General features: G+C 69.2%; 13 protein-coding genes and 1 pseudogene. 8 read left to right on the top strand and 6 right to left on the bottom strand.

What is annotated here, in order from left to right:
* Positions 1–143 precede the first annotated feature (143 nt).
* Positions 144–3,125 carry an excinuclease ABC subunit UvrA gene (gene uvrA, locus ACFYRX_RS35325; protein ID WP_389108926.1) on the bottom strand — a complete coding sequence of 994 codons (2,982 nt, stop codon included), beginning with the start codon at positions 3,123–3,125 and terminating at the stop codon, positions 144–146.
* 224 nt (positions 3,126–3,349) lie between these two features.
* Here uvrA and ACFYRX_RS35320 point away from each other — a divergent pair, with 224 nt between their 5' ends.
* The 3 genes from ACFYRX_RS35320 (at position 3,350) to ACFYRX_RS35310 (ending at position 5,540) form a co-directional block, all read left to right on the top strand.
* Positions 3,350–4,036: a maleylpyruvate isomerase family mycothiol-dependent enzyme gene (locus ACFYRX_RS35320; protein WP_389108923.1), complete on the top strand. Its 687-nt coding sequence runs from the start codon at positions 3,350–3,352 to the stop codon at positions 4,034–4,036.
* 111 nt (positions 4,037–4,147) lie between these two features.
* Positions 4,148–4,786 (top strand): dihydrofolate reductase family protein, encoded by a 639-nt coding sequence (locus tag ACFYRX_RS35315; protein ID WP_389108921.1) that lies wholly within the window; start codon positions 4,148–4,150, stop codon positions 4,784–4,786.
* Between the two features lie 103 nt (positions 4,787–4,889).
* Positions 4,890–5,540 carry an MBL fold metallo-hydrolase gene (locus tag ACFYRX_RS35310; protein ID WP_389108918.1) on the top strand — a complete coding sequence of 217 codons (651 nt, stop codon included), beginning with the start codon at positions 4,890–4,892 and terminating at the stop codon, positions 5,538–5,540.
* A 590-nt stretch (positions 5,541–6,130) separates the two neighbouring features.
* Here the strand turns inward: ACFYRX_RS35310 and ACFYRX_RS35305 are convergent.
* Entirely contained in the window at positions 6,131–6,415 is a 285-nt protein-coding gene (locus ACFYRX_RS35305; RefSeq protein WP_389108915.1) for an RHS repeat-associated core domain-containing protein, read from the bottom strand.
* Positions 6,416–6,768: 353 nt separating this feature from the next.
* Between ACFYRX_RS35305 and ACFYRX_RS35300 the strand changes: the two are divergent.
* From ACFYRX_RS35300 to ACFYRX_RS35285, 4 genes and pseudogenes are all read left to right on the top strand, one after another.
* A pseudogene (locus tag ACFYRX_RS35300) lies at positions 6,769–6,876 on the top strand (MBL fold metallo-hydrolase); the annotation flags it as partial.
* 325 nt (positions 6,877–7,201) lie between these two features.
* The gene (locus tag ACFYRX_RS35295; RefSeq protein WP_389108911.1) at positions 7,202–8,086 is read left to right on the top strand and encodes an ABC transporter substrate-binding protein; all 885 of its coding nucleotides are present in this window, start codon (positions 7,202–7,204) and stop codon (positions 8,084–8,086) included.
* Positions 8,083–8,973, top strand: coding sequence for an amino acid ABC transporter permease (locus tag ACFYRX_RS35290; protein WP_389108908.1), 891 nt, complete (start codon positions 8,083–8,085; stop codon positions 8,971–8,973). The genes ACFYRX_RS35295 and ACFYRX_RS35290 overlap by 4 nt, the downstream gene beginning before the upstream one ends.
* Complete coding sequence (locus ACFYRX_RS35285; protein ID WP_389108905.1) at positions 8,970–9,722, top strand: amino acid ABC transporter ATP-binding protein; 753 nt, start codon at positions 8,970–8,972, stop codon at positions 9,720–9,722. The genes ACFYRX_RS35290 and ACFYRX_RS35285 overlap by 4 nt, the downstream gene beginning before the upstream one ends.
* Before the next feature lie 35 nt (positions 9,723–9,757).
* Here ACFYRX_RS35285 and aroQ read toward each other — a convergent pair whose 3' ends face one another.
* Positions 9,758–10,231 (bottom strand): type II 3-dehydroquinate dehydratase, encoded by a 474-nt coding sequence (gene aroQ, locus ACFYRX_RS35280; RefSeq protein WP_389108902.1) that lies wholly within the window; start codon positions 10,229–10,231, stop codon positions 9,758–9,760.
* Positions 10,232–10,459: 228 nt separating this feature from the next.
* Between aroQ and ACFYRX_RS35275 the strand changes: the two genes are divergently transcribed.
* Complete coding sequence (locus ACFYRX_RS35275) at positions 10,460–11,773, top strand: MFS transporter (RefSeq protein WP_389108899.1); 1,314 nt, start codon at positions 10,460–10,462, stop codon at positions 11,771–11,773.
* On the opposite strand, the gene ACFYRX_RS35270 is transcribed toward ACFYRX_RS35275, so the two are convergent.
* The 3 genes from ACFYRX_RS35270 to ACFYRX_RS35260 all read right to left on the bottom strand — a co-directional run bounded on the left by ACFYRX_RS35270 (position 11,763) and on the right by ACFYRX_RS35260 (position 14,336).
* Positions 11,763–12,854 (bottom strand): calcium:proton antiporter, encoded by a 1,092-nt coding sequence (locus ACFYRX_RS35270; protein ID WP_389108896.1) that lies wholly within the window; start codon positions 12,852–12,854, stop codon positions 11,763–11,765. The genes ACFYRX_RS35275 and ACFYRX_RS35270 overlap by 11 nt on opposite strands.
* 46 nt (positions 12,855–12,900) lie before the next feature.
* Entirely contained in the window at positions 12,901–13,203 is a 303-nt protein-coding gene (locus tag ACFYRX_RS35265; protein ID WP_389108894.1) for a hypothetical protein, read from the bottom strand.
* 131 nt (positions 13,204–13,334) lie between these two features.
* Positions 13,335–14,336: a TerC/Alx family metal homeostasis membrane protein gene (locus tag ACFYRX_RS35260; protein ID WP_389108891.1), complete on the bottom strand. Its 1,002-nt coding sequence runs from the start codon at positions 14,334–14,336 to the stop codon at positions 13,335–13,337.
* Between the last annotated feature and the right edge of the window lie 36 nt (positions 14,337–14,372).

The raw sequence follows: 14,372 nt of genomic DNA, 5'->3' as shown, positions 1-14,372 counted from the left end.
CCGCCCCCCGCCCACGCCGCCCCCGCCCCGCCCCGCCGGCCGCCGGGGCCCCCCGGGCCGCCGCCCGGGGGGGGGGGGGGCCCGGGGGGGGGCGGCCCGGGGGCCCCCCGCCCGTTCGTGTGGTCCCTGAGGTGTCCGGCGTCTCAGGCCTTGCGGGCCCGGCTCGTCTTCTTGGCGGCCGTCGTCCTGGCCGTCGGCTTGGCGGCGACCGCCTTCTTGGCCGCGGTCGTCTTCTTGGCTGCCGCCTTGCGCGGTGCCTTCACCGCGGTGGCGTCGCTGATGCGATCGGCGTCCAGGATCTCCCTGAGGAACTTGCCGGTGTGACTCGCGGGGACCCCGGCGACTTCCTCAGGCGTGCCCTCGGCCACGACGAGTCCGCCGCCGGCACCGCCCTCGGGGCCCATGTCGACGACCCAGTCGGCCGTCTTGATCACATCGAGGTTGTGCTCGATGACGATGACCGTGTTGCCCTTGTCGACGAGGCCGGACAGGACCGTCAGCAGCTTGCTGATGTCCTCGAAGTGCAGACCGGTGGTGGGCTCGTCCAGGACGTAGACCGTACGGCCGGTGGAGCGCTTCTGGAGCTCGCTGGCGAGCTTCACCCGCTGGGCCTCGCCACCGGACAGGGTGGTCGCGGCCTGGCCGAGACGGACGTAGCCGAGCCCGACGTCCTTGAGGGTGTTGAGGTGGCGCGCGATCGCGGGGACGGCCTCGAAGAACCCCGTGGCCTCCTCGATCGGCATGTTCAGGATGTCGGCGATGGACTTGCCCTTGTAGTGGACCTCCAGGGTCTCCCGGTTGTAGCGGGCGCCGTGGCAGACCTCGCACGGGACGTAGACGTCCGGGAGGAAGTTCATCTCGATCTTGATGGTGCCGTCGCCCGCGCAGTTCTCGCAGCGGCCGCCCTTGACGTTGAAGGAGAACCGGCCGGGCATGTAGCCGCGGACCTTCGCCTCGGTCGTCTCGGCGAACAGCTTGCGGACGTGGTCGAAGACGCCGGTGTACGTCGCCGGGTTGGACCGCGGGGTGCGGCCGATGGGCGACTGGTCGACGTGGACGACCTTGTCGACGAGGTCGTCGCCGTCCACACGCGTGTGCCGTCCCGGGACGCTCCGGGCGCCGTTCAGCTCGCGGGCCAGGTGCGTGTACAGGATGTCGTTGACCAGCGTCGACTTGCCGGACCCTGAGACACCGGTGACCGCGGTGAACACGCCCAGCGGGAAGGACACGTCGATGTCCTGGAGGTTGTTCTCGCGGGCGCCGTGCACGGTGAGCCGGCGGGACGGGTCCAGGGGGCGCCGGATGTCGGGCAGCGGGATGGCCTTCTTGCCCGACAGGTACTGGCCGGTCTGCGACTCGTCGTTGTCCAACAGTTCCTTCAGGGAGCCGCTGTGCACGACCTTGCCGCCGTGCTCGCCCGCGCCGGGACCGATGTCGACGATCCAGTCGGCGACCTTGATGGTGTCCTCGTCGTGCTCGACGACGATGAGCGTGTTGCCCATGTCCCGCAGCCGGACCAGGGTCTCGATGAGCCGGTGGTTGTCGCGCTGGTGTAGGCCGATGGACGGCTCGTCGAGGACGTACAGGACGCCGACGAGCCCGGAGCCGATCTGGGTGGCCAGGCGGATGCGCTGGGCCTCACCGCCGGACAGGGTGCCGGCCGCGCGGTTCAGCGAGAGGTAGTCCAGGCCGACGTCGACCAGGAACTTCAGTCGTTCGTTGACCTCCTTCAGCACCCGCTCGGCAATCTTCTTGTCGCGGGCGCTGAGCTTCAGCTCCCCGAGGAAGTCCGCGCAGTCGCTGATGGACATCCCCGAGACCTCGGCGATCGACTTGCCCATGACGGTGACCGCGAGGACGAGCGGCTTGAGGCGGGTGCCCTCGCAGGTGGGACAGGGCACCTCGCGCATGTAGCCCTCGAAGCGCTCACGGCTGGCGTCGCTCTCGGACTCGCTGTGCCGGCGCTTGACGAAGGGCACGGCACCTTCGAAGGGGGTCGTGTAGACGCGCTCGCGGCCGTACCTGTTCCGGTAGCGGACCTCGATCTGCGTCTTGTGCCCGTACAGCAGGGCCTTCTTGGCGCGCTGCGGCAGTCCCGCGAAGGGGATGTCCGTCCGGAACCCGAGGGCGTCCGCGAGGGCGCCGATCAGGCGGCCGAAGTAGTCCTTGGTGTGCCCGTGGGACCAGGGGTGGATGGCGCCCTCGTCGAGGGACTTGTCCTCGTCCGGGACGATCAGCTCCGGGTCGACCTCCATGCGCGTGCCGATGCCGGTGCACTCGGGGCAGGCGCCGAAGGGCGAGTTGAAGGAGAAGGAGCGGGGCTCCAGCTCCTCGAAGGACAGGTCGTCGTACGTGCAGTAGAGGTGCTCCGAGAACATGCGCTCGCGCTCGGGGTCGTCCTCGGGGAGGTCGACGAAGTCGAGCACGACCATGCCGCCGGACAGCCCGAGCGCGGTCTCGACGGAGTCGGTGAGGCGGCGCTTGGCGGAGTCCTTCACCGTGAGGCGGTCGATGACCACCTCGATGGTGTGCTTCTCCTGCTTCTTGAGCGTGGGGGGGTTGGAGAGCTGGACGGTCTCGCCGTCCACGCGCGCACGGCTGTACCCCTTGGTCTGGAGATCGGCGAAGAGGTCGACGAACTCCCCCTTGCGCTCCCGCACCAGCGGCGAGAGCACCTGGAAGCGACTGCCCTCCGGCAGCTCCAGGACCCGGTCGACGATGGCCTGCGGCGACTGGCGCGCGATCGGACGGCCGCATTCGGGGCAGTGCGGCTTGCCGATGCGCGCGAAGAGCAGACGCAGGTAGTCGTAGACCTCGGTGATGGTGCCGACCGTCGAGCGCGGGTTGCGCGAGGTCGACTTCTGGTCGATGGAGACCGCGGGCGACAGGCCCTCGATGAAGTCGACGTCGGGCTTGTCCATCTGGCCGAGGAACTGGCGGGCGTACGAGGAGAGCGACTCCACGTAGCGCCGCTGGCCCTCGGCGAAGATGGTGTCGAAGGCCAGGGAGGACTTGCCCGACCCGGACAGGCCCGTGAAGACGATGAGCGAGTCGCGAGGCAGGTCGAGCGAGACGTTCTTCAGGTTGTGCTCGCGCGCGCCACGGACGATGAGACGGTCGGCCACGCCGGTCCGCACCTTTCTTGAGAGTGGTGACAGGGGCGGGGCCCCCGTGCTTTCTCAGACTAGGGGGAGCCACTGACAACGCCGGTCGGATTCCCAGGAGGCATAACAATCCCCGGCCCTCCAGCATGCCCGACGCCGCACCCGACCATATAGCACGTGCATTCGATTTCCGGCACTGCTTCACCACCTTCACCCAAAGGTGTGGCGGGGCTAGGGTCAGCAGCATGATTGATCACGCTCATGACCTGGAGTCTGTACGTGGCGCGACCGAGCGGCTGCTGACCGCAGCCGCCGGGATGGACAACGCGTCGGTGACCGAGTCGTCACGGCTGCCGGGCTGGAGCCGGGGTCACGTCCTCGCGCATCTCTCCCGCAACGCCGACGCCGTCGTGAACGTTCTGCGCGGGCAGCCCATGTATGCGTCCGCGGACGTACGTGACGCCGACATCGAGCGGGACGCCGCTCGCCCCCTGGACGTCCAGCTCGCCGACCTCCGCGACAGCGCCGCGCGCTTCCAGGAGGCGGGGGCGGAACCGGCCGACTGGTCCCGCACGGTGGAACTGCGCAACGGGGTCACCGACTCGGCGTCCCGGGTGCCGTTCCGGCGATGGGTCGAGGTGGAGCTGCACCACGTGGACCTCGGGATCGGGTACGAGCTGGAGGATCTCCCGGAGGAGTTCACCCAGCGCGAGATCGACTTCCTCACGGAGCGGTTCCGGGGCCACCCCGGCGTACCGGCCCTCCTGATCGAGGAGGACGACGGCCGCCGGAGCCCGACCGGACGTCCCGAGGAGGCGGCACTCATCGTGTCCGGGCGCCGGGCCGACCTGCTCGGCTGGCTCGCCGGCCGCCGCGACGGCTCGCTGCTGAGGGTGCACGGCGGCACCCTGCCCTCGCTGCCCCCGCTGTAGCACCCCGCGCCAACGGCTCCTGAGGAAGAGAATGTCGGCGGGGGTGTCGATCCGCGCGGGCCCCGTACGACGCAGAGGTGAGAGAACGACCTGACTCGAGAGGTGAAGGCCATGCCCAAGGTCCGGGTGCACAACGTGACGATCTCCCTCGACGGCTTCGTGGCCGGCACGAACCAGCGACTGGACGCCCCCTTCGGCGACGGTGTCGGCTGGGGCGACGAGCTGCACAGCTGGTTCATGTCCGCGATGGAGGACTCGGCCGCGGGCAGGACGGGAACCGACGTCGACCGCTTCGTCCGCGGAGACCGGAACATCGGCGCCACGATCATGGGGCGCAACATGTTCGGGCCGCAGCGCGGGCCGTGGGAGGACGAGTCCTGGCAGGGCTGGTGGGGCGACAACCCGCCCTACCACCACGATGTCTTCGTGCACACCCACCATCTGCGCCCCTCGCTCAAGATGGCCGGCGGAACCACCTTCCACTTCACCGACGAGCCGCTGGAGACGGTGCTCCAGCGTGCGTTCGACGCCGCGGGCGGCAAGGACGTCCGGATCGGCGGCGGGGCGGCGGTCATCCGGCAGTACCTGCGCGCCCGGCTGATCGACGAAGTCCACCTGGTGATCGCGCCGATGCTCATCGGGCGCGGAGAACGGCTGCTCGACGACCTGGGTGACGGCGTCGAGGGCTACCGGGTCTCCGAGCTGGTCAGCTCACCGAAGGTCACGCACGCGGTACTGGTCCGCCGCTGACGGACGACCCCGTCATCGCCTGTGGCGGACGCGGGCCCGGGTGAACGCACTGCGGCCGCCCGACCCGTCGGCATGCCCTCGGGAACGGATTAGGCTGACCGGTATGACGTACAGCGGACAGGTGACGGTCGGCGGGCCCGCCGACGTGCACGAGCTCAAGGACCTGATGATCACCAAGATCGCGGTCGGCCCGATGAACAACAACGCCTATCTGCTGCGCTGCCGGGCCACCGACGAGCAGTTGCTGATCGACGCCGCCAACGACGCGCACACCCTGCTCGGCACGATCGGTGACGACGGCATCGCCTCCGTCGTCACCACGCACCAGCACGGTGATCACTGGCAGGCCCTCGCCGAGGTCGTCGCGGCCACGCACGCGCGTACGTACGCGGGCCGGGACGACGCCGACGGCATCCCCGTGCCCACCGACGTCCTGGTCGAGGACGGCGACGTCATCCGGGTGGGGCACGTGGAGCTGACCGCGCGCCACCTGGTCGGGCACACACCGGGTTCGATCGCCCTCGTCTACGACGACCCGCACGGGCACCCGCATGTGTTCACCGGGGACTGTCTCTTCCCGGGAGGCCCTGGCCGGACAACACAGCCCGAGGACTTCAAGTCGTTGATGTCGGGCCTGGAGGCGAAGGTCTTCGTACTCGCGGACGAGACCTGGATCTACCCAGGCCACGGCAACGACACCACGCTCGGTGCCGAGCGGCCTCACCTCGGGGAGTGGCACGAGCGGGGCTGGTAGGTCGGCGGCACCGCCGCCCGGTGGCCCCTGGGGAATAGCCGCGTCTCTGGCAGTCGGTCGGAGCCGGCAGCCACCGCACAGTAGCGGTCAGCCGAAGAGCGCACCCGCCACGATCGCCGCCTGGACAGCTGCACGTCGAGCGAGGCAAGCGCGTCCCCATCCACGCCCTGGTTGACGGTCTGGATGTTGCCGCGCCCGTGGCTTGCCAAGGAATTCAGCTCCAGTGAAGCAGGCCGCGTCTGCCGCCCCTCTCGTCAGGGGTGGCACGCGGCGTGCGCCGAATCTCTACTTCTTCCTTCCTCTGACGAGGAAGAATGCGATTACAGCAGCTCCGAACAGCAACATGACAATGGTCGCAGGCCAGTTGTCAGTTATCGCCGCTGCTTGTGTGCACATTCCGCCTCCTACATGACCTCTCCGGCGAGAACCCCGTCGGCCCAGTACGCTCCGTTGACGCCCAAGTCCATCGTGCGGGAGGGGCCCTCCAGCGGCTTCCATGCCTATCCCTACGGCGGCCAGGCCCAGCCCGACAGCCTGTCCTCCCGGGACGAACGCCACCTGACATACCGAGGAAGTCCAGCCCGCTCGGGTCAATACCGTTGACGGGGGTCTCCGGCGGCGTAGGCGTAGGGGTTGCTTTCCTTGCCGGAGGGGTCGGGCTGGGTGAAGCGTCCGAGGTTGGGGTCGTAGAGGCCGCTGGGGTCGAGGTAGGTGCCTGTGTAGCGGTAGGGCTGGTTGGTGCCGCTGGTGGTGCGGGCCTCGCCGTAGGTGCCGTAGCTGTAGGTCGCGGTGCGCTTGCCGGAGGCGTCGACGAGGCCGATGACGCTGCCCTGGACGTCGGTGAGGTAGTACTGGCTTGCCCCGCCGGAGGTCATGGCTGTCAAGGTGCCCGAAGGTTCGCGGACGAAACCGGTGGCGTTCTCGCGCGTCATGCCGGTCGCGGCGTTGGTGAAGGTCGAACTGCCGCGCGTGAGACGGTCGTTGTGGTCGGTTCCGGCGTAGGTGTAGTTCGACGCGGTGCCGGAGGCCGTCAGGCTGGACAGCTGGGTGAAGGACGTCCACTCGCCGCCCGTGCGGGTGCCGGTCGGGGAGGCGGCGGAGGTCTCGTTGCCGTCGCCGTCGTAGGTGAAGCCGGTGTTGCCGCCGAGTGAGGTCAGTCGCGGACGGACTGGGCCTTGTCGCAGGCGGGCAGGCTGGTGCCGGTGGAACGGCCGGTCATGTTGCCTGCTTCGGCGAGCTGCCGGACGAGACCTGGGTGTATCCGGGGCACGGCAACGACACCTCGCTGGGTGCGGAGCGGCCGCACCTGCCGGAGTGGCACGCGCGGGGGTGGTGAACACCGGCTCACGCCACCGAGTGCGATCCGGTGTGCGCCGGTGACCTCGCTTCGGCTCACGCGCCCCGTGTGAACGAGTCACACGAGCCGATGTCACACACGCGCTCCCGGCACAGGTGGTGGCGCAGTCAACTGGAGGCAGCCCCGCACAGGACGACGGCTCCTGCGCGGTAAGGGCCGCCGGTCTTTCGATCCCCGCCCTCGACCGGCGGCCCAGGCCTTCTGGCCGGAAAGCGTTCACGGAAATGAAACACCCGTTCCCAATATGCGGACAATTGCCGTCGTGACCTCGACAAACGGGACAGTGGACTGTCACTCTCCCGCCATGCACATCGCCCCTCGCACCCTGCGCCGCGCCGCCGCCGCGACATCCATCGCCCTGCTCGCCACCGCCGTCGGCTGTGCTCCGCAGCCGGAGGACGACGCGAACGCCAAGGCCTCGGCGTCGACCGGCACCACGTGCGCCAAGGGCAAGTTGGCCACCCGGAGCTCCGGCAAGCTGACGATCGCGACCGACGAGCCCGCGTACGAGCCGTGGTTCAAGGACGACAAGCCCGCCAACGGCAAGGGCTTCGAGTCGGCCGTCGCCTACGCCGTGGCGAAGCAGCTCGGTTACGACAAGAGCGCCGTCGTCTGGCAGAGCGTCCCCTTCAACAAGGCCTTCGCGCCCGGGGAGAAGACCTTCGACTTCGACATCAACCAGGTGTCGATCAGCGCCGAGCGCAAGAAGGCCGTGGACTTCTCCTCCGGCTACTACGACGTGCGCCAGGCCGTCATCGCACTCAAGGGTTCCAAGGCCGCCAAAGCGACGAGCATCGCGGATCTGAAGGGCCTCAAGCTGGGCGCCCAGGTCGGCACGACCAGCCTCAACTACATCGAGGACGTGGTGAAGCCGACCCGGGAGGCCGCCGCGTACGCCAAGAACGACCAGGCCAAGTCCGCGCTGGAGAACAAGCAGGTGGACGCCATCGTCGTCGACCTGCCGACCGCCTTCTACATCACGGCGGCCGAGGTGACGGACGGCACGATCGTCGGGCAGTTCGAGAACCAGGGCGGTACGCCGGAGCAGTTCGGGCTCGTGCTCGACAAGGGCAGCGCGCTCACCTCCTGCGTGACGGCCGCCGTGGACACGCTGCGCAAGGACGGCACGCTCGCCAAGCTGGAAAAGCAGTGGCTGTCGGACGCCGTCGACGCCCCGGTGCTCAAGTGACGCTCACGAAGGACGAGTCCGGCAAGGAAGACACCGGCGACTCGTACACACCGTCGCAGCGGCGGATCGAGCGAGAGCGTCTCAAGCGCGCCCGCGCCCGCCGCGCGACGGCGATCGCCGCGGTCTCGACCCTGGTCACCGCCGTGGTTCTCTACCTGGTCGTCGTCAGCGCGCCCGGCTGGCCGCGCACCAAGGAGACGTTCTTCAACGGGCAGTACGCGCGCGAGGCGTTCCCGAAGGTCCTCGAAGGGCTGTGGCTGAACGTCCGGCTGCTGCTGATCTGCGGTGTGGCCGTGCTGGTGCTCGGCATGCTGATCGCCATCGCGCGCACGCTGCGCGGCCCGGTGTTCTTCCCGTTGCGCTTCCTGGCCGCCGCCTACACGGACTTCTTCCGCGGCCTTCCGCTCATCATCAACCTCATGATCGTCGTCCTGGGCGTCCCGGCGCTGCGGCTCCAGGGCGTGACGGTCGACCCGGTGTGGCTGGGCGGCACGGCGCTCACACTGACGTACTCGGCGTACGTGGCCGAGGTGTTCCGCGCCGGCATCGAGTCCGTGCACCCCTCGCAGCGCGCCGCGGCCCGCTCGCTCGGGCTCTCCAACCGGCAGGCGCTGCGGTACGTGGTGCTGCCGCAGGCGGTACGCCGCCAGGTGCCGCCCCTGCTGAACGACCTGGTGTCCCTCCAGAAGGACACCGGCCTCGTGTCGATCGGCGGCGCGATCGACGCCGTACGGGCCGCCGACATCATCGTCGGGCGCAGCCTCAACTACACGCCCTACATCGTCGCGGGTCTGGTGTTCGTGGCGCTGACCATCCCGATGACCCGGTTCACGGACTGGGTGACGGCACGGATGGACCGCCGGCGGGCCCAGGGAGGGATCGCATGAGTGACGCACCGGTGCTGCGGATGGAGTCCGTCCGCAAGACCTTCGGCGACACGGTCGTGCTGCGGGACGTCGACCTGGAGGTCGCCCCACACACGGTGACCGCCCTGATCGGCGCCTCCGGCTCGGGCAAGTCGACACTGCTGCGCTGCGCCAACCTCCTCGAGGAGATCGACGACGGCGCCATCTGGCTGGACGACGAGGAGATCACCGATCCGCGCGTCGACCAGGACGCGGTACGGCGCCGTATCGGCGTGGTCTTCCAGGCGTACAACCTCTTTCCGCACATGACGGTCCTGGAGAACATCACGCTGGCCCCGCGCCGCGTGCACGGCGTGACCCGCGCGGAGGCCGAGGGGCACGCTCGTGAGCTCCTGGAGCGGCTCGGGCTCGCCGGGAAGTCGGGCGAGTACCCCGACCGGCTCAGCGGCGGTCAGCAGCAGCGTGTGGCGATCGTACGGGCCCTCGCCGTGCGGCCCCGGCTGCTGCTGCTCGACGAGATCACCGCGGCCCTCGATCCGGAGCTGGTGGGCGAGGTGCTGAACGTCGTGCGCGACCTGAAGGGCGACGGCATGACCATGGTGCTGGCCACGCACGAGATGGGTTTCGCGCGCGAGGTCGCCGACCAGGTCTGTTTTCTGGACGCGGGTGTGGTGCTGGAGCACGGAACGGCCGAGCAGATCTTCGGCGACCCGCAGGAGGAGCGCACCCAGCGCTTCCTGCGACGGATCGTGGAAGCGGGGCGTCTGTAGGAGCTGTAAGGACCGCGCGCCCAGGACAGCGGTCCTTACACGTCGGACCGGGCCGGCCCCGCCAGCGCCGCGACCCGCTCCACGCCGAACACGTAGCCCTGCACCCCGCATCCCGCGATGACGCCGTCGGCGCGCAGCGAGACGTAGGAGTGGTGCCGGAAGGACTCGCGCTTGTGGATGTTGGAGATGTGCACCTCCAGCACCGGCAGCCCGTCACAGGTGTTGAGCGCGTCCAGGATGGCGACCGACGTGTGCGAGTAGGCACCGGGGTTGATGACGATCCCGCAGTGGCCGAGCCGCGCCTCGTGGATCCAGTCGACCAGCTCGCCCTCGTGGTTGGACTGCCGGAAGTCCACCGTGCCGCCGTGCGCGGCGGCCGCTTTGGCGCACAGGGCCTCGACGTCGGCCAGGGTGTCCTTGCCGTAGATCTCCGGCTGACGCTGACCGAGCAGGTTCAGGTTGGGGCCGTTGAGGATCATGATCGGGGCGTTGGCCAGGGTGCGGGGCACGGTTCCTCCGGTCCGGTGAAGGCGGGCTGCTCAGACCCCGGTTTATCACGGCGCCGCGCTCGCCGTACGGGCCGTATGCTCCCGGCGTGACGCACACCGATCCCCAACTCGTCATCCCCTACAGCGGAATCGTCCGCGTCGACGGCCCCGCCCGGCGCATCACCGTCACGTACTGATCACGCCCGCGCGCTCCCGTAACCCCCTCTCGCTGCTGGTGGTTGACGCGGCATGCACGACGTACGCACCGTAAGGGCGCCCTCCATGCCGCGGCTCGCGGCCGCCTCGCTCGCCGGAACGGCCATCGAGTTCTACGACTTCTTCGTCTACGGGACGGCCGCGGCGCTGGTCCTTGGGCCGCTGTTCTTCCCGACGTTCTCGCCGGTGGCGGGGACTTTGGCCGCCTTCGGGACGTTCGGCGTGGGGTTCGTCGCGCGGCCGCTCGGCTCGGTGCTGTTCGGGCACATCGGGGACCGGCACGGACGGCGTCCGGTGCTCGTGGCCTCACTGCTGCTGACCGGCGCCGCCACCGTCGCGGTCGGTTGTGTGCCGACGTACGACACGATCGGGGTCGCGGCGCCCGTCCTGCTCCTGGGCTTGCGTTTTCTGCAGGGTCTGGGGCTGGGCGGGGAGTGGGGCGGTGCCGTCCTGCTGGTCGCCGAGCACGCGCCCGCCGAGCGGCGCGGGCTGTGGACGAGCTTCCCGCAGGTGGGTCCCGCGCTGGGCTTTCTGCTCGCCAACGGGGTGGTGCTGACGCTGTCGGCCACGCTGTCCGACGCGCAGTTCGCGCAGTGGGGCTGGCGGGTGCCGTTCTGGGCGGCCGGAGTGCTGGCGACGGTGGGGCTGTGGCTGCGCGCCTCGCTCACGGAGAGCCCTGGCTTCCTGGAGCTCGACGACCACGCGCGTGTGCCGTTCGTCGAGGTGGCGCGCGACCATTGGCGGCTCGTTCTGCTGACGGCCGGGGCACTCGCCGTCGGGTACGCGATCTTCTACGCCGTGACGACCTGGTCCCTCGCCTACGGGACGGAGCGGCTCGGGGTGAGCCGTACCGTCATGCTGTCCTGCATCATGGCCGCGGTGCTGGTGAAGGGCTCGCTCACACCGGTGGCGGCGCTGCTCGGGGACCGGTACGGGCGGCGGCCCTTGTGTCTGGCCGGATGTGCGGCGGCCGCGGTGTGGATGTTCCCGATGGTGGCGCTGCTCGCGACCGGCGAGCCGCTGTGGATGTTCGTCGGCTTCCTGGGCGCGATGATCGCGTTCATCACGATGTTCGCGGTGATCGCCGCGTATCTGCCGGAGCTGTACGAACCGCGGGTGCGCTGCACGGGTGCCGCGGTCGGCTACAACCTCGGCGGGGTGATCGGGGGTGCGCTCACGCCGATCGTGGCGACGGCGCTGGTGGAGCAGGGCGGGCGGGTGCCCTGGGGTGTGGGGGCGTATCTGACGGGGATCGCGTTGCTCAGTCTGGGGTGTTTCGCGTTGCTGCCGGAGACGCGGCCGGTGCCCGTGGCGGTGACGGCTGTGGCGGAGCCGGCTATGGATTGATCGCCAGCTCCAAGTAGGCCGCGAACAGCACCAGATGGACACCGCCCTGGAGCGGTGTCGCCCGGCCCGGGACCACCGTCAGCGAGCTCACCACCACGGTCAGGGCGAGCAGCACCATGTGGGTGGCGCCGAGGCCGAGGACGAGTGGGCCGGAGAGCCAGACGGATGCCAGGGCGACCGCGGGGATGGTCAGGCCGATGCTGGCCATGGCCGAGCCGAGGGCGAGGTTGAGACTCGTCTGCACACGGTCACGGCGTGCGGAGCGCAGTGCGGCGATGGTCTCGGGGAGCAGCACCAGCAGGGCGATGATCACACCGACCACGGCGTGCGGGAGGCCGGCCTTGGCCACCCCTGACTCGATGGTCGGTGAGACACCCTTGGCCAGCCCGACCACGCCGATCAGGGCCAGACCCAGCAGGCTCAGGCTGATCACCGCGGCGCGGGCGGTGGGCACGTCGGCGTGGTCGTCGGCGGTGATCACCTCGCCCTGACGGGTGATCGGGAGGAAGTAGTCGCGGTGCCGTATGGTCTGGGTCGCCACGAACAGCCCGTACAGGACCAGCGAGGAGAGAGCGGCGAAGGTCAGCTGGGTGGTGGAGAACTCCGGGCCCGGCTTGCTCGTCGTGAACGTCGGCAGCACCAGGCTCAGCGTGGCCAGGGTGGCTACGGTGGCGAGGGCGGCGCCGGTGCCCTCGGGGTTGAAGACCGCGGTGCCGTGGCGCAGTGAGGCCACCAGGAGGCTGATGCCGACGATGCCGTTGCAGGTGATCATCACGGCCGCGAAGACCGTGTCCCTGGCCAGGGTCGAACTCTTGTCGCCACCGTCCGCCATCAGGGTGACGATCAGGGCTACCTCGATGATCGTGACGGCGACGGCGAGGACGAGCGATCCGAAGGGCTCACCGACCCGGTGGGCGACCACCTCGGCGTGGTGGACGGCAGCCAGCACGGCCCCCGCGAGGACCAGCGTCACGAGGGCCACGACCACGCCGGGCAGATCGCGACCCCAGGTGAACACCAGCAGGACGGCCGCGATCACCGGCACCGCGGACGTCCACCGGTTCCTGAGGCTCGCGAGCATGCAGTGATCGTCGCAGAGGCGAACCGGCTTTGCACTACGCCAGGAGCTACTTGAGCTCGCCCGCTTCCAGGACGTCGTAGTTGGTGTAGACACGGTCGCCGATGCACAGCGCGCCCAGCCGTTCGGCCAGTTGGCCCGTCTCGGGGTCGTCGCTGTTGCGCATGGCCTCGTCGTACGACTCGAACTCGAGCAGCGCCGCATAGCGGTTGGGGTTGTCGCGGTCCTTCAGGAGCATGCGGTAGGTCGGGCCCCCCGGCTTGCCCGCGTTGCGCTGCCCCGCCTCCTGCAGAACCTGTTGCATCTCTTCCAGGCGCTCTGTCTCGAAACTGACGACCTGCACGAACTTCATGAGTGTCTCCAGCCGGCAACGGCGCCCCCGGGCCGGGGAACGCGCTCTGGAACCAAACAAGCACCGGGAGCGGTGCCCGGCAATTCGCCGCACTCCGCTCCCGGTGGTGGTTCTTCCTACGTCGGCCGTGGTCAGGCCTCGATGCTGTCCTTCGGGGCGCCTTCGCTCTCCGCCTGCGCCGCCTCGGTCGCCGCCTGCTTCCTGGTAGCCATCAGGCTGGTGATCGTGGTGACGATCAGGACCGAGCAGATCACGCCGAGCGAGACCGGGATGCTGATCTCGGGGACGTGGACCCCGGACTCGTGCAGGGCGTGCAGCACCAGCTTGACGCCGATGAAGCCCAGGATGATCGACAGGCCGTAGCTGAGGTGGACCAGCTTCTTCAACAGGCCGCCGATGAGGAAGTACAGCTGACGCAGGCCCATCAGGGCGAACGCGTTGGCCGTGAAGACGATGTACGGGTCCTGCGTCAGGCCGAAGATCGCGGGGATCGAGTCGAGCGCGAACAGCACGTCGGTGGTGCCGATGGCAAGCATCACGACGAGCATCGGGGTCATGACCCGCTTGCCGTTCTCCTCGATCCACAGCTTGGTGCCGTGGTACCGGTCGGCGACACCGAACCTGCGCTCGGCGGCCTTGAGCAGCTTGTTCTCCTCGAACTCCTCATCGTCGTCGTCGGCACGGGCCTCCTGGATCAGCTTCCAGGCGGTGTAGATGAGGAAGGCACCGAAGATGTAGAAGACCCAGGCGAAGCTGGCGAGGATGGCGGCGCCCGCGGCGATGAAGATCGCGCGCAGCACCAGGGCTATGAGGACACCGACGAGGAGCACCCGCTGCTGGTACTGCGAGGGCACCGCGAACTTCGCCATGATCAGGACGAAGACGAAGAGGTTGTCCACGCTCAGGGACTTCTCGGTGATGAAGCCCGCGAAGAACTCTCCGCCGGCCTGGCCACCACCGAAGACGAGCAGGCCGAGGCCGAAGAGGCCGGCCAGGGCGATCCAGACGACCGTCCAGATACCGGCTTCCTTGATGGACACGTCGTGCGGCTTGCGGCCGATGAAGAAGTCGACGGCGATGAGGGCGGCGAGGCCCACGATGGTAAGGACCCACAGGGTCACGGAAACATCCACAGTTCCTCCGGCAATACGTAACGGCAAGTAACCAGC

The organism is Streptomyces sp. NPDC005374, from assembly GCF_042872225.1.
Classification (GTDB): Bacteria; Actinomycetota; Actinomycetes; order Streptomycetales; family Streptomycetaceae; genus Streptomyces.
This window is presented reverse-complemented; position numbering and strand designations above follow the sequence as displayed.

Coding starts and splice junctions, on each gene's coding strand:
- ACFYRX_RS35310 (WP_389108918.1), top strand. CDS start 4,890: ATGACGTACAGCGGACAGGTGACGGTCGGCGGGCCCGCCGACGTGCAC.
- ACFYRX_RS35305 (WP_389108915.1), bottom strand. CDS start 6,415: ATGACCTCCGGCGGGGCAAGCCAGTACTACCTCACCGACGTCCAGGGC.
- ACFYRX_RS35295 (WP_389108911.1), top strand. CDS start 7,202: ATGCACATCGCCCCTCGCACCCTGCGCCGCGCCGCCGCCGCGACATCC.
- ACFYRX_RS35320 (WP_389108923.1), top strand. CDS start 3,350: ATGATTGATCACGCTCATGACCTGGAGTCTGTACGTGGCGCGACCGAG.
- ACFYRX_RS35285 (WP_389108905.1), top strand. CDS start 8,970: ATGAGTGACGCACCGGTGCTGCGGATGGAGTCCGTCCGCAAGACCTTC.
- ACFYRX_RS35270 (WP_389108896.1), bottom strand. CDS start 12,854: ATGCTCGCGAGCCTCAGGAACCGGTGGACGTCCGCGGTGCCGGTGATC.
- ACFYRX_RS35265 (WP_389108894.1), bottom strand. CDS start 13,203: ATGAAGTTCGTGCAGGTCGTCAGTTTCGAGACAGAGCGCCTGGAAGAG.
- ACFYRX_RS35275 (WP_389108899.1), top strand. CDS start 10,460: ATGCACGACGTACGCACCGTAAGGGCGCCCTCCATGCCGCGGCTCGCG.
- ACFYRX_RS35315 (WP_389108921.1), top strand. CDS start 4,148: ATGCCCAAGGTCCGGGTGCACAACGTGACGATCTCCCTCGACGGCTTC.